The sequence below is a fragment of the Plantibacter flavus genome, from assembly GCF_002024505.1.
GTDB lineage: Bacteria > Actinomycetota > Actinomycetes > Actinomycetales > Microbacteriaceae > Plantibacter > Plantibacter flavus_A.
The window spans coordinates 3570996-3588592 of sequence record NZ_CP019402.1; the positions used below are offsets into that span (position 1 = coordinate 3570996).

The window sequence follows — 17597 nt, forward strand, 5'->3', positions numbered from 1 at the left end:
TACACAATCTTGCGGCAAGCTGTGCCCATGACCCGTTCGCCGATGGCGACCCCGACGACCGGCGACAGCACCGCCGCGGGGCGCCTGCCCGTCGCCGCCGCGATCCTCGCCGCCGTGTGCTTCGGGACGACGGGGACGGCTCACGCGCTCCTGCCGATCGAGGTGGGTTCGGTCGCCTTCGGCGCCGCACGCATCGTCTTCGGCGGAGCGTTGCTCGTCCTCGTGTGGGCGGCGTTCGCCCATCGCTCCGGGTCCACGAGGCCGCCTCGCCCCGGCGCCGTGGAACTCGGGAGGCCCGTCCTGATCATCGCCGTCATCGTCGGTACGGTCGGCGTCACCGCGTACCAGCCGTTCTTCTTCCTCGGAGTGGAACGCAACGGTGTCGCGATCGGGACCCTCACGGCGCTCGGTTCCGCACCCGCCATCACCGGCCTCCTCGAATGGGCGATCCATCGCCGGCGCCCGAGCGGTCGCTGGTTCCTGGCCACGATCGTCGCCGCGATCGGTGTCGCCGTCCTGTCCGGAGTGACGGGCGGCGGGATCGGGACCGTCTCGGTGGACGGGCTGCTCGCGTCCGTCGGCGCCGGAGCCTCGTACGCCCTGTACACGCTCTGCAGCAAGGCACTCATCGAACACGGGTGGACACCGCTCGGCACCATGGCGGCGCTCTTCGGCGGAGCGGCGCTCGTCTCGGTGCCGATCCTCCTCGCCACCGAGACCGCCTGGATCCTCACGGCACCCGGCGCACTCGCGGTCGTGTGGCTCGCGCTGGTGAACACGGTGGCGGGGTACCTGCTGTTCGGCTACGCGCTCGGCGGGTTGCCCGCGTCACGGGTCGCGACGCTCACGCTCTTCGAGCCGTTGACGGCGACGCTCCTCGGCATCCTGCTCCTCGGAGAGTCCTTCGGGCCCTCGACCGTCGTCGGTGCAGCGCTGCTCGTGACCGGACTCGCGATCCTCGTCGTGCCCACGCGCACCGATCGTCGCGAGGTCGCCCGATGACCGCGGTCGACGCTGTCGCAGATGCACTGCGGGAGGACATCCTCGACGGACGACTCGGCGCGGACGAGCCGTTGCGGGAGACCGCCCTCACCGTCCGGTTCGGCGTCAACCGGCACACCGTCCGGGCGGCACTGCAGGCGCTCGCGGCGGAGCGCCTCGTCACGTTCGAGGCCTACCGCGGCGCACGGGTGCGGTCGTTCAGCGACGCCGACGTGCTCGCCCTCATGGAGTACCGGACGGCGATCGAGGCCGAGGCGGTCCGACTGCTGCGAACACGTGCGGAGCCGTCGTCCCACCCACCGGCCTCGATCATCGCGGCGAACGACAACCTCCGACGCATCTGCATCGACCGGCCCGGCGATCACCGCGCCATCGAGGTCGCGCACGCCGAGCTGCACCACGCGATCGTCGCCGCGGCCCGGAGCCCTCGACTGGGCGAGGCGCACGCTGGCCTGCTCGCCGAGCTCGGCCTGTTCATGGTGCAGCTCCGGAGCGTCCTCCCGCCGGAGGAACTCATCGACCAGCACGACCGACTCGTCGACGCCCTCAGCGGCGACCATGGCGAGGAGGAGCTCCGCGCGCACCTCGCGCACTCGGCGGAACAGCTCATCGCGCTCCGCCGATCGGCCCCCGAGGGCATCCGGTCCGGCCCCTGAGCCGCCTCTCCCGGTCCGGCCCCTGCTCCACCCCTCCCGGTCCGGTCCCTGAGCCTGTCGAAGGGCGCCTCGACAAGCTCGGTGAGCGGATCGCGCTCGGTGACCGGATGGAACTCGACGACCGCGGTCGTGCGATCAGCCTCGCGTCGAGGTGACCGTCTCCGGCAGCGAGCCGGTGGCGTCGGCCGCCGGGCGGACCGCGGGGTGCTCCTCGGACGGACCCGACCACGGCAGCGTCACCGTGAACGTCGTGCCGGCGGAGGACGAGGCGACCTCGATCGAGCCCTCGTGACCCTCGGCGATCGACAGGGCGATCGCCAGCCCGAGGCCCGTGCTGCCGGCCGCACGCGAGCGCGACGAGTCGGCCCGGGCGAACCGGTCGAAGAGTTCGGGGAGGAAGGCCTCGTCGATGCCGGGTCCGTCGTCGGCGATCGTCAGCGAGGCGCGCTGCGGCTCGTCGGGACTCTTCGGTGCGCTGATGCGGGTGACCACGGAGGTGCCGGCCGGGGTGTGCACGGCGGCGTTCGACAGCAGGTTCACGACGAGCTGATGCAGGCGCTCGCGGTCGCCGCGCACGACGATCGCGCGCTCCGGCACGTCGACCGACCAGTGGTGCGCCGGCGCCGAGACCGCCGCGTCGCTCACGGCGGCGGCGACGAGGTCGCTCAGGTCGACGTCGTCGAGGTGCAGGTCCTGGCCCTCGTCGAGACGCGCCAACAGGAGCAACTCGCTGACGAGCGAACTCATCCGGGTCGCCTCCGACTCGATGCGGGCGAGCGCGTGCTCCGTCATGGGCGGGAGACTCTCACTGTCCTGACGGGTGAGCTCGGCGTAGCCCTGGATCGCGGCGAGCGGCGTCCGGAGTTCGTGGCTCGCGTCGGTGACGAACCGACGCATGCGCTTGTCGGTCGCGGCTCGGACGGCGAGTGCGCGGTCGACGTGGTCGATGAGGCCGTTGAGCGCCTCGCCGACCTTGCCGATCTCCGTCCGAGGGTCGGTGTCGGCCTGATCGACCCGCACGTCGATCCCGGTGTCACCGCGCTCGAGTTGCAGCGTGGACACCTCCTCGGCGGCGGCGGCCACGCGGGACAATGGTCGGAGCCCGAGGCGTACCACGATGATCGCCCCGACGATGGTGACCGCGAGCGCGAGCACGGCGAGGATCGCGATGACGATCGCCTCCTGCTGCACGGCCGCTCGCGGGGTGGCGAGCGAGACGCCGGCCACGAGGGTCTCGCCGTCGCCGTGGTCGAGGAACTCGAGCCGGTACCCGCCGAGCGACCCCAACTCGATGTTCTGTCGCTCGGAGCCGTCGGCCGCGACGGCCTCCTCGATGAGCGCCTTCGTCCGCACGTCGAGCGCCGTCGCGTTGGACTGGGTGAAGCGCGCGGAGTCGACGACCGCACCGTCAGCGACGAGCGCGATGAGCGTGCCGGGCCCGTGGCCGACGTAGTCGACGAACGGTTTGACGTAACCGGGCTCGCCGCGCGTGGCATCGGGGTCCACCACGGCTCCCCCACCGGCCTGCTGATCGTGGAACTTCACCACGGAGTGTTCGAAGGCCTCCATCGATCCCGTGAGCTGGGTGTCGACGACGGCGGTGACCGACGCTTCGACCGTGACGATCGTGAGGATGCCCGACACCGCGAGGACCGCGGCGATGACCGCGGCGATGCCCGTCACCAGCCGTCGCTGGAGCGTCCACGGGTGCCGCCGGTCCGCCCGAGGCGTCGGCACGCCCGCAGTCGGAACCGAAGCGGTGCTCATTCGACCGGCCGCAGCACGTATCCGACACCGCGGACGGTGTGGATCATCGGCGCCCGATCGGCGTCGATCTTCTTACGGAGGTAGGAGACGTAGAGGTCGACGATGCTCGCCTTGCCGGCGAAGTCGTAGTTCCACACGCGGTCGAGGATCTGGGCGCGACTCAGCACGCGCTTCGGGTTGCGCATGAAGTATCGGAGCAGTTCGAACTCCGTCGTCGTGAGCGCCACCGGCTCGCCGTCGCGGCTGACCTCGTAGCTGCGTTCGTCGAGGAAGAGCCCGCCGATCGTGATGCGGGAGTCGTCGTCGGACACGACGTGCGCGGTACGGCGGAGGAGACCACGGAGGCGGGCCACGAGCTCCTCGAGTGAGAACGGCTTCGTCATGTAGTCGTCGCCGCCCGCGGTGAGTCCCATGATGCGGTCGTCCACCGAGTCGCGTGCGGTGAGGAACAGGGTCGGGGTGCCCGATTCCGGCTCCCCCTGCGAGAAGCTGCGGAGCTGGCGGAGGACGCTCAGCCCGTCCATGTCGGGCAGCATGATGTCGAGGACGACGACGTCCGGACGTTCCGTGCGGTAGCGCTGGACGGCCTCGCGACCGTTGGTGGCGACGTCCACGACCCACCCCTCATAGCCGAGGGCCAGGCTCACGAGGTCGGTCAGGACCGCTTCGTCGTCGACGAGGAGGACGCGGATGGGTGAACCGTCGGCCCGGTACATCCGCGGTAGCTTGGCGAGGACCGCCCGGCGGCGCCCCGAGTCGACGATCTGCGTTGGCAGGTCGGAGGGCATGGGTCGATTATCCGTCGTCGAGCTGCGAGGCGTGGGAGCGACGGGCGATTCATAGAGGCCTCATATCTTTTCAGGCCGAGCCCATGGGTGCGGTGCCTACCGTGGAGGGCATGACCCGAGCAGAGCCCCTGGGCACGTCGTTCGCCCCCCGCCGTCGCCGGACGGCCGGAGCGACGGCCGAGCCCGCGGACCGGATCCGGAGCGGCCTCGCCGCCGCGGTCCGGGCTCTGCGTCCCCTGTTCCCGGCAGGCGTCTCACGTCCTCGCTTCCTCCGCGGGCCGCGGATCGAGGCTCCGGTCGACGCGCACCCGATCAGCACCGACCGTCTCGTCCTGCGTCGCCACCGGTTGGAGGACGCCGAGGCCTGGTACCGCATCCAGTCCACGCCCGAGGTCGTCGAGCACCTGCCGTGGCCCGTCCGCGACCGGGAGGCGTCCCGCGAGCACCTGCGCCACCGCGTCCGGCACAGCCGCCTCTGGCAGTCGGGCGACTTCCTCGCCCTGGCCGTCGAGCACGACGGACGGCTCGTCGGCGACGTCTCCCTGCACCTCCGCGACGTCCAGCCCGCCGAGCGCTCGGTCGAGATCGGATGGGTCCTCGACCCCGCCGTCGGCGGACGTGGTCTCGCGAGCGAGGCCTCGGCAGCCATGATCGACCTGGCGTTCCGCGAGGTCGGGGCGAAGACCGTGACGGCCGTCATCGAGCCGGAGAACACCAGGTCCATCGCCCTGGCCGAGCGGCTCGGCTTCCTGCGGGCGACCGCTCCGCGCCGCTCATCGAGCATCACCTTCGCGATCACGCCCTCGCTCCTCGCGGCACGCCGTGCGGAGCGCGTCGAATCCGCGCACACGGAGTCGACCGCCACGCGTCCCTGATCGCCGGCGTCCCGATCGCCGAACCTGCCGGGGCCGGGTCTCCCCCACTCGAGCCTCGGCAGGTTCAGCCGTCGGGACGCCGTCGACGTGTGCCCCTCGAGTCACACGTTCACAATTCAGGTACTCTCCGGCGCGTCGTCTCCGGCCGCCGCCCGACGGCACCGACCCGCCTGCGGTCTCCTGAGTTGTGCACAGCCCAGGGTTCCGGTCGGTTCCAATATCCTATAGGATTATCGCGATGTGCCGGCTTGCGCCGGATCGACGGACTCGATGACGAGGAGATGCAGATGACCAGGCTCTGGAACCGACCGGCCGACTTCGCGGATGAGATGGTGGACGGCTTCGTCCGCGCCAACGGACGCTGGGTGCGCAAGGTCTCCGGCGGGGTGTCGCGGTCCACGAAGTCCGCGGAACCGGAGGTCGCCCTCGTGATCGGTGGCGGATCCGGCCACTACCCCGCCTTCGCCGGCCTCGTCGGCCCGGGACTCGCCCACGGCGCGGCCATGGGCAACCTCTTCGCCTCGCCGTCCGCGCACCAGGTGGAGAGCGTCGTCCGCGCGAGCGAGCAGGGACGGGGCGTCCTCCTCAGCTACGGCAACTACGCCGGCGACGTCCTGCACTTCACCGCCGCCCAGGACGCCGTGCGTGCCGACGGCATCGACTGCCGCACCGTCACCGTGACCGACGACATCTTCAGCGCACCGCCCACCGAACTCGAGAAGCGCCGCGGGATCGCGGGCGACCTCACCGTCTTCAAGGTCGCGGGCGGCGCTGCCGCTGGTGGGTACTCCATCGATGATGTCGAGCGTGTGGCGGTCCTGGCCAACGCCCGGACCCGTTCGATGGGTGTCGCGTTCTCCGGGTGCACGCTGCCCGGTGCCGACGAACCGCTGTTCTCCGTGCCGGAGGGACGCATGGCCGTCGGGCTCGGCATCCACGGCGAGCCCGGCATCGACGAGACCGACATCCCCTCCGCGGACGGACTGGCGGAGTTGTTCGTGCACCACCTCCTGGCCGAGGCCGAGATCCCGGAGGGCGTCACCCCGAAGGGAGCGCGTGTCGTCCCGATCCTCAACGGCCTCGGCTCCGTGAAGTCCGAAGAGCTGTTCGTCGTCTACGACCGCATCGCCTCCCTGCTGGAGGACGCCGGGATCACCCTCGTCGACCCGCAGGTCGGGGAGTTCTGCACGAGCTTCGACATGGCCGGCGTCTCGCTCACCCTGCTCTGGGTGGACGAGGAGCTGGAGCGACTGTGGAGTGCCGCTGCGGACACGCCCGCGTTCCGCACGGGTGCCGTCGACACCGGCGCCCTCGAGACCGTGGCCGCCGACGACACCGAGGACGTCGCCTTCCAGGTCCCGGACGCCTCGCCCGAGTCCCAGGAGTCGGCGGCGGTCGTCGCCGACGCGATCACCGCGATCCACGAACTCCTCGCGGAGCACGCGGACGAGCTGGGACGCCTCGACGCCATCGTCGGCGACGGCGACCACGGCATCGGCATGGACCGCGGGGCGACCGCCGCCGCCGAGGAGGCCGGGCGACTGCGCGAGGCCGGTGCCGGCGTGGCGACCCTCCTCGACCGCGCGGGCGACGCCTGGTCCGACCGCGCCGGTGGCACCTCGGGTGCACTGTGGGGCGTCATGCTCCGCACCCTCGGCGAGCGCCTCGGCGACGCCGAGCGCCCGACCGCCACCGCTGTGAGCGAGGGCGTGACCGCCGCCAAGAACGCCGTCATGCGCTACGGCAAGGCCTCCGTCGGCGACAAGACGCTCGTCGACGCGCTGGTCCCGTTCGCCGACACGCTGGCCGAGCGCGTCGCCGCCGAAGACGACCTCTCCGCCGCCTGGACCACGGCGGCGGCAGCGGCCACCACCGCTGCCCACGACACGGCCGGTCTCATGCCCGGCATGGGCCGCGCCCGCTCGCACGGCTCGAAGGCCGTCGGCGTCGAGGACCCCGGAGCCGTCTCGCTCGCCCTCATCGTGGAGCGTGTCGGCACCCTCCTCGCCGAGCGCTGACGCCCGATCCCTGAGCAGTCCACGGTCCCTGAGCCTGTCGACGGGCCCCGCTCCAACAACGAAAGGCACACCATGACCCGCACCTGGCGAATCGTCATCGGCTCCGATGACGCCGGTTACGACTACAAGGAGATCCTCAAGCGCGACCTCGAGGCGAGCGATCTGGTCGCCTCCGTGGTCGACGTCGGGGTCGACGCCGACGGCCACACCAACTACCCGACCGTCGCGGTGACCGCGGCCGAGATCGTCGCCCGCGGCGAGGCCGACCGCGCGCTGCTCATCTGCGGCACGGGCCTCGGTGTCGCGATCGCGGCGAACAAGGTCCAGGGCATCCGAGCCGTCACCGCGCACGACGGATTCTCCGTCGAACGCGGGGTGCTGTCGAACGACGCCCAGGTGCTCTGCATGGGCCAGCGCGTCGTCGGCATCGAACTCGCCCGCCGCAACGTGCGCGAGTGGCTCACCTACGAGTTCGACGCCTCGAGCGCGTCGAACGACAAGGTGCAGGAGATCAGCGCGTACGAAGCGTCCTGATGTCAGGACGTCCCAGACTCGTCGGCGTGAGCCTGAAGATGTACTTCGGGCACGCGCAGACGCTCGACTGGTGCTCGGTCGTCGCGGGGGTGTCGGCCGAGCACCACGCACTCCGATCCGGCGCGGCTGAGCTGTTCGTCATCCCCGGATACCTCTCGGTGACCGGCGCGGTCGAGCGGCTCCACGGCGTCGCGTCCGTGGGGGCTCAGGACCTCGCGACCGAGGACACCGGGGCGTTCACCGGCGAGGTGAGCGGTGCCGAGCTCCGCGAGGTCGGCTGCGAGGTCGTCGAGGTCGGACACGCGGAGCGACGCCGACTGTTCGGCGAGACGCCCGACGTCGTCCGCGCGAAGACGACCGCCGCGCTCCGCAACGGCCTCGCGCCGGTACTGTGCATCGGAGAGACCGAACGCGGAGACGCCGAGACGGCGGCTGAGGAATGCGTCGCACAGCTCGACGACGCCCTGGCGGGGGCGGTCGCCGCCGGGATCGTGGGCCGCGTCATCGTCGCCTACGAACCGCACTGGGCCATCGGTGCCTCCGAGGCCGCGAGTCCAGCCCACATCCGCGCGGTGTGCCTCCGGCTGCGTGGTCACCTCGACGTCCTCGACACGAGGGGTGTGGTCGACACCTCCTCGGCCGTCATCTACGGCGGGAGCGCCGGACCCGGCCTGCTCACCACGATCGGCGACGCGGTCGACGGGGTCTTCCTCGGCCGCTTCGCCCACGATCCGGCAGCCCTCGCGCTGGTGCTCGACGAGGTGGTCGGCCTCGACCGCGCGGGCTCCGACCTGCCGCGATGACAGCCGGAGGCCCCGTAAACTGGTCATCGACGATCATCGCGGCCGCTCGACCGGAGGTCCCCCTCCGTGACGACGCCTCGAGCACACCCTTCGGAGCCTGCCGTGGTTGATGCCGTGTTCCCGCTCGGCGCCTCCTCCTCGCTCGAGCGCCGTGGTCTGCGCGACCGCGTCTACGAGCTGGTGCTCGACATGCTGCTCAGCTCCGGCATCGAACCGGGCGCCCGGCTGTCCATCGACGCCATCGCCCGCGACCTCGACGTCTCACCCACGCCCGTCCGTGAGGCACTCGTCCAGTTGGAACGCACCGGGCTCGTCACCCGCGTCACCCACAAGGGCTACCGAGTGGCACCGCCGCTCGCCGACGACCAGCTCGAGTCACTGTTCGACGCCCGCATCGTGCTCGAGAGCGGCGCCACCGCGCTGGCCGCCGCCCACGCCGACGAGCTCGTCCCGGCCCTCGAGGTCGCCCTCGCGCAGCACGTCGAGATGACCGCCAGGGTGCGCGCCGCGGCATCGGCCGGCGAGATCCCCGTCGCGCTCCTCCGCGAGTACTTCGCGGTGGACTGGAACTTCCACCACCTCATCTTCGAGGGCACCCGCAACCCGTTCCTCCTCGACATGTCCGAGGGCATCTCCACCCGCGTGCACCGCATGCGCCAGACGGTCGAGACGGGTGTCACCGACGCCGACCAGGCGGTCGTCGAGCACCGAGCCATCCTCGACGCGTTCTCCGACGGCCCCGAGGCCGCCGCGGCGGCCATGCGCTCGCACATCGAGCTCGTGCGCACCCGCGCTCGCACCGACGCCGAGCACTGAGCCGCCTCACGTCCGGTGAGCGACAGCGCCAGTCACCTCCGTTTGTCTGGGTCGCTGAGCCTGTCGAAGTGCCCAGCAGCACCTCTCGGCATCCCGGACCGACGCTGTAGAATCGCGCCATGTCCACCTCGGCAGCATCCGCGCGTGAGGCTCGAGTCTTCTACGAAGACATCAAGCCGTACGACGTTCCGGCGAGCCTCGACGAGCTTCACGGGCCCGAGCATGGTCTCCTCGATCTACCAATCACGGTCTACTGGGGCCCCGCGAGCATCGTCGACCTCGATACGCCTGGCGGCATAGCAAAGGCCTATCAAGCGGTCCTGCGGGAGGGTCGCGTCTCCGACCAAATCACGCTGCTCAATCAGCGGCGTCTCGTCCAGGTCTGGCCCGAGCTCCTGCTCCCCACCCGCGTCCGCGAACTCTGGGAGACCCGTTTCCCTCCACTCTCCACGGCCGCGTGAACGACAACGAAGCGCTCCAGCGTGAGTTGACCAGGATCGCCCTCGACGCCGTCGGGAGCGACGGGTTCGCCCTTGCCGGTTCAGGAGCCATCCGCGAGCACGGTCTCGTCGACCGGCTGACTCACGACGTCGACCTCTTCACGAACAATGTCGATCCTGCGGCGTTCGAACTCGCGGTCGATCGACTCGCCGTCGAACTGCGTCGGACAGGCCATGGGGTCGATGAAGTGCGCCGCCACCGGCAGTTCGCCCAGCTCCATGTCTCCACCGAGGACGGTCGGGCCGTCGAGATCGACCTCGCCGTGGATTGGCGCGAGCTCGAACCGGTGAAACTGTCCGTCGGCCCGGTCTTGAGCGTGACTGACGCTGTGGCGAGTAAGGTCGGTGCCTTGTACACCCGTCTCGAGGCACGAGACTTCATCGACGTCGACGCGATCCGTCTCTCTGGGCGATTCACCGATGACCAATTGCTCGCCGCGGTCGCTGAGCGTGATGCCGGCTTCGAACGCACCATGTTCGCCGACCAGCTGCAGCAGATCCGTCGCGTCACGGATGACAGATTCACGGAGTACGGGCACGCGCTCGAGCAGATTGTTGCGTTGAAGCAACGTTTCATGGACTGGGCATCGGAGCTGCGTGGGGAATCCGCCACGAGTTCATCGGGGCTTTCGCCGCTCGTTTGACGACGAGAAGCGCCCTGGCCTCATTTCATTCTGAAATCTTCTATTTCAGTGACTGTGTGTGAAGCTGGGGCGTGTCGTTCATCGTGAAGCGAAAAACCGTGTCCAAACGAATCTCTGTTCCGTCGTCGCTCATCGGGTCCGCCATCTGGACTCTCGTCGCCGTCCAAGCCGGGCTCAGCATCGGATTGGCCTTCAGCGTGCAGTGCGCTGGATGGATCCTCGGCCTCTTCGGCGAACCGTACCCAGACCTCAACGAGGTTGTCACGGCCGTCTACGCGTGTGCTCTTGCGTTCAACTTCGTCCTGGTGGGTTTCATCGGTTGGATGCTCCTGGGCTCGACTGGCGCAACAGAGCGGAGCATTCTGGCGCATCTCAAGCTCGTCTTCGGTTCGCGAACCGCATGGTGGTTCGCTTCATGGTGGGCCTCAGGGAGCATGACGCTCATGGTTGTCGCTGGCTACGAACGGTACGGCGGCTTCAGTGTGGGTGCATTGGTCGCAACCCCGGTGCTGTCACTCATCACCTTCTGGCCAGCACTCACAGGCCTCGTACGAATCTGGCGCCTCAATCGACGGGAACCGTATTTCGCCGGGCTCTCCGCGGAGGAGTGCCTCAGACTGCAGCCTGCGACCTTCTCCCACCGACCGAACGCGCTCGCCAGACTTGATGCCGTTGCAGACCATGACGAGGCGAACCGGTACGCTCGCCTGGCCAGATCCATGGGACGGAACCGCAGCTATGCATCGGCGTTCATCCTGCTCATCGCGACTGCTGGGTTCGGCTTGGGTCTGACACGAGCACTGGAACCGGCCCTCGCGGCGGTGCCGCTCCTGTCGACCACCCTCACGCTGCTGATGATCGGGCACTGGATGCGCGACAGAGCCGACGCATTCGGGAGATCTGCCGATGAATTCGACCGACTGGCCGAGGATCTCCGCGCCTCAACGGAAGCTCCTCAGAACCGAGGGCGGGTGTGGGCGCGATCACTAACAGGCACACTGGCCGACTGGGCATCCGGCTTCGCCCGGTAGAGGCGCGCAGGAGCAATACTCCTCAGTACAAGAACGGGGCCGACCGCCTGAGCGATCAACCCCGTCCGGGAGTTGCGTCGTGACTAGTGCGCCGTGCGGGTCGCCGTCGTCTCGAGCAGCTCGTCCGCCTTCGCCCCACGGAAGAACCGGGTGCAGTAGAGCATCGCGGCCGCGAGGAAGGCGAACACGCCGAGCGAGACCACACCCCACACGCCGCTGTCGGTCGGCACGCTCTCGTTGATCCCGGTGCGCATGATCGGGGCGACGAAGCCGCCGAGGTTACCGAGCGAGTTGATGAGGCCGATGCCCGCCGCCGCAGCCGTTCCGGTGAGGAACGCCGTCGGGTAGGCCCACGTGATCGGCCCGACCGAGAGGAAGCTCGCCACCGCGATGGTGATGAACAGGATGCCGAGGATCGGCTGGTTGTTCGCGCCCGCCCAGGCCGAGGCCAGGATGAACACGCCGGTGGAGATGTAGAACCACGTGCCCCAGGTGCGGCGCCGGACGACCGTGTTCGCGTTCCGTCCCACGTAGTAGCAGGCGAACAGACCCACGAGCCACGGGATGGCCGCCACGAGACCGACCTGCCAACCGACGTCCTGACCGATGAGGTTCGACACCTGCTGCGGGAGGTAGAACGTCGTGCCGTACACCGCGATCTGCAGGCAGAAGTAGATGATGGTGAAGTACCACACCTTCCAACTCGTCATCGCCTTCGCGATACCGGTCGGGCCGTCCGACTGCCGGACGGTGTCCTCGCGTTCCATCGCGGCCGTCAACGAGTCCTTCTCCTGTTGGTCCAGCCACTTCGCCTGTTGCGGCGAGTTGGTGAGGAAGTAGAGCGCGGCGAAACCGGCGAGGACCGCGAGCATGCCCTCGGCGAAGAACATCACCTGCCAGCCGTGCCACGGGGTCAGGGCGTCACCGAAGCTGATGAGGCCACCGCTCAGCGGCGCGCCGAGCATCTGCGAGAAGGGCTGTGCCAGGTAGAAGATCGAGAACATCTGGACGCGGACCTTGTTCGGGAACCACTCCGACAGGAACATGATGACGCCGGGGAAGAGCCCGGCCTCGGTCACGCCGAGCAGGAAGCGCAGGACGATGAACATCGTGTCGTTCGTCGTGAAGGCGAACAGGGCGGCGACGATGCCCCAGGTCACTGCGATGCGGGCGAGCCAGAACCGGGCGCCGAACTTCTTCAGCAGCAGGTTGCTCGGGATCTCGAAGATCGCGTAGCCGATGAAGAAGATGCCGGCACCGAGGGCGAAGGCACCGTTCGAGATGCCGCGGTCGACGCTGAGCGCCTCCTCGGCGAAGCCGACGTTCGTGCGATCCAGGAACGCGACGAAGTACAGGATGACGAGCATCGGCATGAGGTGCTTCGACGCCTTGCGGATCGCCGACTTCAGCGCCGGATCGTTGGTCGATCCGATCGCCGGCGGATTGGGTGTGGACAAGACACTCTCCTTTGAGATGACTGGTGCGGGTGGGTGCTACTGGCGCTACTGCTGCTGCTGGCGGTGGTCAGGAGACCATCGAGGGGATGATCATCCAGAGGCCGATGCCGACGAAGACGACGCCGAGACCGAGGAAGATCAACCGGGATTTGGTCCACTGACCGGTGAGGTGCTGCATGGTGCTGCTCCGTTCGCTCGTGGTGCGTGTGGTGGATCAGTGCATGTAGAGGCCGCCGTCGACGTTCAGCGTCTGACCGGTGACGAAGCCGGCGTCCTCACTGATGAGGTAGGCGATGGCGGCCGCGATGTCGCGCGGGGTGCCGATGCGCGGCAGGACGCCGTCGGCGGCCATGGCCGTCTTGCGCTCCTCGGTGAGGGTGCCGCCCATGATGTCGGTGTCGATGGGTCCGGGCGAGATGGCGTTGACCGTGATGCCGTCGTGGCCGAGCTCGCGGGCGACGCTGCGGGTGAAGCCGATCACGCCGGCCTTCGCCGCCGAGTAGGCCGTCTTGCTGAAGGTGCCGCCGCCGCGCTGGGCGGAGACGGACGACAGGCTGACGACACGACCGACGCCGTTCGACACCATCGACTCGACCGCACGGCGGGTCGTGTAGTGGACGCCGTTGAGGTTGATGTCGATGACGCGCTGCCACTCGTCGGCGCTCACCTCGAGGTAGGGCACCGGTGAGGCGACGCCCGCGAGGTTCACGAGGGCGACGAGCTGCGGGAGGGACGCTTCGAGTGCGTCGAACGCGGCACGAACCTGCGCCTCGTCGGCGACGTTCGCGCCGGCGCCGGCCGCCTGCACCCCGTGCTGCTCCGCGATCTCGGCGGCGACCGCCTGGGCCGCAGCCTCGTCGAGATCGATGATCCCGATGTTCCAGCCGAGTTCGGCGAGGTGATGGGCTGAGGCGCGACCGATGCCGCGCGGGGAGGCTGCGCCGGTGAGGACGACGGTCTTGGATTCGGGGAAGGTGGTGGCGGTCATGGCCGGCCTTTCTGCGTGGGAGTGGTGAAGTCGGTGTCCGATCGAGTCGGACGTTGCGTTCGGTCGGCGCCGCGCTCAGTTGATGGGTGCGGGGCCGAGCTCGTCCATGAGCCGCTTGATCGCGACGTACGCCTTGTTGCGGTAGGCGATCAGCTCGGGGGTGCGGTCGGCCGGGACGTCGAGGTAGCCGGCACCCGACTTGGTGCCGAACTTGCCGGCGTCGACGAGTTCCTTGAGGGAGTCCGGTGTGGCGAACCGCTCGGGCCACCGGGTCTGGAGCGAGGCGTAGCAGAACGAGTACACGTCGAGTCCGGCCATGTCGGCGATCGCGAAGGGACCGAAGACGGGGAGCCGGAAGCCGAAGGTGGTGCGGACGATCGTGTCGATGTCCTCGGGCGTCGCGACGCCCTCCTCGACGAGCTGCGTCGCCTCGTGGAACAGCGCGTACTGCAGGCGGTTCAGCACGAAGCCGGTGGCGTCCTTGACGCGGGCGGTCTCCTTGCCGGTCGCCGCGACGATCTCCTCGACGGTGGCGATCGCCGCATCGGCTGTGGTCTCGTGCGGGATGAGTTCGACGCCGGGGATGAACGGGGCAGGGTTCGAGAAGTGGACGCCGAGGAACCGCTCCGGGTTCGTGACGGCCTCGGCGAGTGAACCGATGAGGATGGTCGAGGTGTTCGAGCCGATGATGGCGTCGGGTGAGGCTGCGGCGCTGATGCGACGGAGGGTCTCGTGCTTGATCTCGATCTTCTCGGGGACGGCCTCCTCGATGAAGTCGGCTCCGGTGACCGCCTCCTCGATGGACGCGGCGGGCGAGACGTTGGCGAGGATCCGCTCCACGGCATCGGCCGGGAAGAGTCCGTCGGCGACGAACTGCTCGGCCTCGGCGATGAGGCGGTCGTAGTTCTTGCGCGCGATCTCCTCGGAGATGTCGGCGATGCGGACGGTGGCGCCGGACAGCGCGAGCACCTGGGCGATGCCGCCGCCCATGTACCCCGATCCGACGACGGCGATGGTGTGTGTGGTCATGATGAGGCTCTCCTGTGGTCGTCTGGATCAGGCCTGCGGCAGCAGGGTCCTGATGTACTTCTGGTTGGTGGAGCACATGCCGAGGCTGTCGCCGCCGTAGTGCTCGGCCAGGATGATGCCGTTGAAGCCGAGCTCGACGGCGTCGCGGAAGACCTGGCGGTAGTTGATGAGCCCGGCCTCCATGGTGGAGGGCACGGACGTCGCCCAGCTGCCGTCGGCCGCCTCGTCGCGGGTGTAGTTCTTCACGTGCATGTAGTTGGCGTAGGGCAGGGTCTTGGCGAACAGCTCGCGCCAGTCCTCCACCGGGCGGTGCAGGCGGATGAGGTTCGCGACGTCGGGGTTCAGGCCGACGTTGTCGAGCCCGACCTCCTCCACGAACCGGACCGCGCTGTCGGCGGTGCCGAGGTAGGTGTCCTCGTAGAGCTCGAGTGCGAGCGGCAGGCCGACTTCGGCCGCGTGCTTGCCGAGCTCACGGATGCGACTGACGGCGGCGTTCCAGACCTCGGGGTCGTCGGGGTCCTTCGGGCCCTGCGCGGTCCAGAACCACAGCGCCTTGCGCTGCGCGTCGTTGAACGGTTGGTGCAGGCCGGTGGAGAAGACCTGCATCCCCCACTCCGCCGCGGCGTCGATCGTGCGGTGCGCGTACTCGAGGTTGCGCTCCTCGTGGCCCGGCATGATCACGCTCTGCCGCTGCAGGTGGACGGACGGGACGCCGACGCCGTGCGACTTCGCGATGGCGAGGAACTCGTCGCGACGGGACGGTTCGAGGTCGGCGGGCCGGACATGGCTGTCGGGCAGTTCGGCGAGGGTGAACCCGACGCCGGCGACCTGCGCGAAGAGGTCGTCCCAGGCTTCGGGTTCCGCGTCGTGCAGGGAGACGCCGTTGCGGTCGACGGGCGGGATGCCGTGCAGACAGGTGGCGATGGGCCAGGTGTCGGCGGTCCATCGGGGGGTCGACGCGGTCGCGGTCGTATCCGTCATGATGCTCCATTGCGCTCAGGGACTGCTCGGGGCTGGTGCTCCCGGTCAAAAAGATCCTATAGGAAATAGTAAAGCGTTTCCACGAATGCGCAAGGGCACTTCGACAGGCTCAGTGACCGGCGGAAGGGAAGCTCAGTGACCGGCGGAAGGGAGGGTCGGTAAATGGTGGAGCGGGAGGCGAGCTTCCGGGGACCGAGTGCACCCGGTCACGAGCACTCCGGTCACCGAGTCTGTCGAGGCGCGGCGTCGGGGCTCAGTCGCCGAGGATGTCCCAGTCCTCGTCGTCCGCGTCGGCGATGCCACCCGCGATGAAGGCCTCGCCGGCCTCGGTGGCGCGATCGCGCACACCGACCAGCAGCTCTTCGAACGAACCGGCCGACAGGAACCGCATCTGGTCGATCTCGCTCACCGGCGCGATGCCCGCCAGCTGCCAGGACGACTCCAGCGGGTCGTCGGCGAGCTCCACGACCGAGGCCCACTGCTGCTCACTGAACTCGCTGGCCACCGCGAGCGAACGCCGCACCGCCGCCTCGGTCTCATCCCGCAGCGGCTCCCAGCGCGCGTCCCACTCCAGGTCGTCGAGCGTTCGGATCTCAGCGCGTGGATACGGGTCGTCCGGCAGCCAGTCGGTCACCTCGAAGCGCTGACCGCCCTCGGCGATCACCGCGACGAAGCCCTCGCCGCCGTCGACCTCGACGATCTCCGCCACGGTCCCGGTGCGGAAGCGGTGCTCACCGCCTCCCGTCTCACGGCCGCGCTCGATGAGCACGACGCCGAACGCCGGGTCCTCGGCCTCGAGCAGGTGCGCCAACATGGTGAGGTAGCGCTCCTCGAAGAGCCGCAGGGCGAGCGGCATGTGTGGGAACAGCACGGAGCCGAGTGGGAACATCGGCAGCTCGAGAACCGGGAGGCCGGATGCCCACGGCTCGGCACTGAAGGAGTCGGTCATGTCAGTCCCCCTCCGCCTCGCGGGCCCGAACGACGATCGCCCGGCCGTTCGTCCACCCGAATCGTGCTGCGATCATAGCCGCCGGACACCGGAGGCCACTCAGGCGGCGAGGACGGCACGCAGCGCCTGATCGAACCGGATCGCGCGATCGACCTCGACCGCCGTCTCGTAGTCGGTTCCGCGCAGGGCGACGTGCAGTGGCCAGTCCACGTCGATGAACCCGACGCGCCGGTCGCCCACGAAGACGCCGAAGCGGTCTGCCGTGAGCTGCTCCACCCATGCACGGCGGAGTTCAGACGTCTCGCTACCGGTGGAGCCCATGGAACGACCTCTCTCGGCGGGTGCGACGACCGGGTCCGGACTACCGTCGAAGTATCTCGACTGTCTAGCTATCTCCGCCGTGCTTCATCATGACAGCACGGCCGTGGGATGGACAACTCCCCTATCCGTCAGACGAAACGAGCACGAGGCGGTGGCATCGTTGCGAGATCGTGCCGTGATGGTCCGCGGATCCTCAGGAACCGTCCGTAGGATGCTGATCGTGGGGTGGAAGTGGCCGTGGGGACGCAAGCGCATCGTCGATGCGCCGGTCGATGCCGGGTCCGACCCCTACCTCCAGTACCTCGAGTGGGTCCGCCTCGGCAAACCGTCGCTCGCGTCACCCGACGATCCACCGCTGCAGTTCGACCCGCGATTCGCGCCACGACTGGCCTCGGACGCCGTCAACTCCTCGCGCGCCGACGGCGTCTGAGTCTGCCG

At 69.1% G+C, this 17597-nt stretch carries 19 protein-coding genes; 11 read left to right on the forward strand and 8 right to left on the reverse strand.

Going from position 1 to position 17597, the window contains the following annotated elements; genetic code table 11:
* Positions 1-27 precede the first annotated feature (27 nt).
* Both BWO91_RS16405 and BWO91_RS16410 read left to right on the forward strand, forming a co-directional pair.
* Complete coding sequence (locus BWO91_RS16405; RefSeq protein ID WP_240555555.1) at positions 28-1002, forward strand: DMT family transporter; 975 nt, start codon at positions 28-30, stop codon at positions 1000-1002.
* Positions 999-1658, forward strand: coding sequence for a GntR family transcriptional regulator (locus BWO91_RS16410; protein ID WP_079003317.1), 660 nt, complete (start codon positions 999-1001; stop codon positions 1656-1658). Before BWO91_RS16405 ends, BWO91_RS16410 begins: the two co-directional genes overlap by 4 nt.
* A 135-nt stretch (positions 1659-1793) precedes the next feature.
* On the opposite strand, the gene BWO91_RS16415 is transcribed toward BWO91_RS16410, so the two are convergent.
* Entirely contained in the window at positions 1794-3341 is a 1548-nt protein-coding gene (locus tag BWO91_RS16415) for a sensor histidine kinase (protein ID WP_205847541.1), read from the reverse strand.
* Positions 3342-3421: 80 nt separating this feature from the next.
* Positions 3422-4213: a response regulator transcription factor gene (locus BWO91_RS16420; protein WP_064295688.1), complete on the reverse strand. Its 792-nt coding sequence runs from the start codon at positions 4211-4213 to the stop codon at positions 3422-3424.
* A 110-nt stretch (positions 4214-4323) separates the two neighbouring features.
* Between BWO91_RS16420 and BWO91_RS16425 the strand changes: the two genes are divergently transcribed.
* From BWO91_RS16425 to BWO91_RS16460, 8 genes are all read left to right on the forward strand, one after another.
* Entirely contained in the window at positions 4324-5088 is a 765-nt protein-coding gene (locus tag BWO91_RS16425; RefSeq protein ID WP_079003319.1) for a GNAT family N-acetyltransferase, read from the forward strand.
* A gap of 287 nt (positions 5089-5375) precedes the next feature.
* Complete coding sequence (locus BWO91_RS16430; protein ID WP_079004027.1) at positions 5376-7106, forward strand: dihydroxyacetone kinase family protein; 1731 nt, start codon at positions 5376-5378, stop codon at positions 7104-7106.
* A 72-nt stretch (positions 7107-7178) separates the two neighbouring features.
* The gene (locus BWO91_RS16435; protein ID WP_071258616.1) at positions 7179-7640 is read left to right on the forward strand and encodes a ribose-5-phosphate isomerase; all 462 of its coding nucleotides are present in this window, start codon (positions 7179-7181) and stop codon (positions 7638-7640) included.
* A 26-nt stretch (positions 7641-7666) separates the two neighbouring features.
* Positions 7667-8443 carry a triose-phosphate isomerase family protein gene (locus BWO91_RS16440; protein WP_346425805.1) on the forward strand — a complete coding sequence of 259 codons (777 nt, stop codon included), beginning with the start codon at positions 7667-7669 and terminating at the stop codon, positions 8441-8443.
* A 102-nt stretch (positions 8444-8545) separates the two neighbouring features.
* The gene (locus tag BWO91_RS16445) at positions 8546-9259 is read left to right on the forward strand and encodes a GntR family transcriptional regulator (protein ID WP_240555556.1); all 714 of its coding nucleotides are present in this window, start codon (positions 8546-8548) and stop codon (positions 9257-9259) included.
* A gap of 119 nt (positions 9260-9378) precedes the next feature.
* Positions 9379-9720 (forward strand): hypothetical protein, encoded by a 342-nt coding sequence (locus BWO91_RS16450; protein WP_079003321.1) that lies wholly within the window; start codon positions 9379-9381, stop codon positions 9718-9720.
* Positions 9717-10403 (forward strand): nucleotidyl transferase AbiEii/AbiGii toxin family protein, encoded by a 687-nt coding sequence (locus BWO91_RS16455; protein ID WP_167620519.1) that lies wholly within the window; start codon positions 9717-9719, stop codon positions 10401-10403. Before BWO91_RS16450 ends, BWO91_RS16455 begins: the two co-directional genes overlap by 4 nt.
* Positions 10404-10474: 71 nt before the next feature.
* A complete protein-coding gene (locus BWO91_RS16460; RefSeq protein WP_153303519.1) occupies positions 10475-11434 on the forward strand; it encodes a hypothetical protein in 960 nt (319 codons plus the stop codon).
* An 83-nt stretch (positions 11435-11517) separates the two neighbouring features.
* Here BWO91_RS16460 and BWO91_RS16465 read toward each other — a convergent pair whose 3' ends face one another.
* The 6 genes from BWO91_RS16465 to BWO91_RS16490 all read right to left on the reverse strand — a co-directional run bounded on the left by BWO91_RS16465 (position 11518) and on the right by BWO91_RS16490 (position 17159).
* Entirely contained in the window at positions 11518-12891 is a 1374-nt protein-coding gene (locus tag BWO91_RS16465) for an MFS transporter (protein ID WP_064295683.1), read from the reverse strand.
* 214 nt (positions 12892-13105) lie between these two features.
* Positions 13106-13879, reverse strand: a complete 774-nt coding sequence (locus BWO91_RS16470; RefSeq protein WP_079003324.1) for an SDR family NAD(P)-dependent oxidoreductase — start codon at positions 13877-13879, stop codon at positions 13106-13108.
* 75 nt (positions 13880-13954) lie between these two features.
* Positions 13955-14908, reverse strand: coding sequence for a 3-hydroxyacyl-CoA dehydrogenase family protein (locus BWO91_RS16475; protein ID WP_079003325.1), 954 nt, complete (start codon positions 14906-14908; stop codon positions 13955-13957).
* Between the two features lie 27 nt (positions 14909-14935).
* Complete coding sequence (locus tag BWO91_RS16480) at positions 14936-15889, reverse strand: sugar phosphate isomerase/epimerase family protein (RefSeq protein WP_079003326.1); 954 nt, start codon at positions 15887-15889, stop codon at positions 14936-14938.
* A 253-nt stretch (positions 15890-16142) separates the two neighbouring features.
* Entirely contained in the window at positions 16143-16838 is a 696-nt protein-coding gene (locus tag BWO91_RS16485; RefSeq protein ID WP_153303520.1) for an LON peptidase substrate-binding domain-containing protein, read from the reverse strand.
* A gap of 99 nt (positions 16839-16937) precedes the next feature.
* Positions 16938-17159, reverse strand: a complete 222-nt coding sequence (locus BWO91_RS16490) for a hypothetical protein (protein WP_064295679.1) — start codon at positions 17157-17159, stop codon at positions 16938-16940.
* 220 nt (positions 17160-17379) lie between these two features.
* On the opposite strand from BWO91_RS16490, the gene BWO91_RS16495 reads away from it, so the two are divergent.
* The gene (locus tag BWO91_RS16495) at positions 17380-17589 is read left to right on the forward strand and encodes a hypothetical protein (protein ID WP_124767435.1); all 210 of its coding nucleotides are present in this window, start codon (positions 17380-17382) and stop codon (positions 17587-17589) included.
* Positions 17590-17597: the final 8 nt, after the last annotated feature.

Excerpts from the sequence above, each read along its gene's own strand:
- BWO91_RS16405 (WP_240555555.1), top strand. The coding sequence starts at position 28 with ATGACCCGTTCGCCGATGGCGACCCCGACGACCGGCGACAGCACCGCC.
- BWO91_RS16410 (WP_079003317.1), top strand. The coding sequence starts at position 999 with ATGACCGCGGTCGACGCTGTCGCAGATGCACTGCGGGAGGACATCCTC.
- BWO91_RS16420 (WP_064295688.1), bottom strand. The coding sequence starts at position 4,213 with ATGCCCTCCGACCTGCCAACGCAGATCGTCGACTCGGGGCGCCGCCGG.
- BWO91_RS16425 (WP_079003319.1), top strand. The coding sequence starts at position 4,324 with ATGACCCGAGCAGAGCCCCTGGGCACGTCGTTCGCCCCCCGCCGTCGC.
- BWO91_RS16430 (WP_079004027.1), top strand. The coding sequence starts at position 5,376 with ATGACCAGGCTCTGGAACCGACCGGCCGACTTCGCGGATGAGATGGTG.
- BWO91_RS16435 (WP_071258616.1), top strand. The coding sequence starts at position 7,179 with ATGACCCGCACCTGGCGAATCGTCATCGGCTCCGATGACGCCGGTTAC.
- BWO91_RS16450 (WP_079003321.1), top strand. The coding sequence starts at position 9,379 with ATGTCCACCTCGGCAGCATCCGCGCGTGAGGCTCGAGTCTTCTACGAA.
- BWO91_RS16470 (WP_079003324.1), bottom strand. The coding sequence starts at position 13,879 with ATGACCGCCACCACCTTCCCCGAATCCAAGACCGTCGTCCTCACCGGC.
- BWO91_RS16475 (WP_079003325.1), bottom strand. The coding sequence starts at position 14,908 with ATGACCACACACACCATCGCCGTCGTCGGATCGGGGTACATGGGCGGC.
- BWO91_RS16480 (WP_079003326.1), bottom strand. The coding sequence starts at position 15,889 with ATGACGGATACGACCGCGACCGCGTCGACCCCCCGATGGACCGCCGAC.
- BWO91_RS16485 (WP_153303520.1), bottom strand. The coding sequence starts at position 16,838 with ATGACCGACTCCTTCAGTGCCGAGCCGTGGGCATCCGGCCTCCCGGTT.
- BWO91_RS16490 (WP_064295679.1), bottom strand. The coding sequence starts at position 17,159 with ATGGGCTCCACCGGTAGCGAGACGTCTGAACTCCGCCGTGCATGGGTG.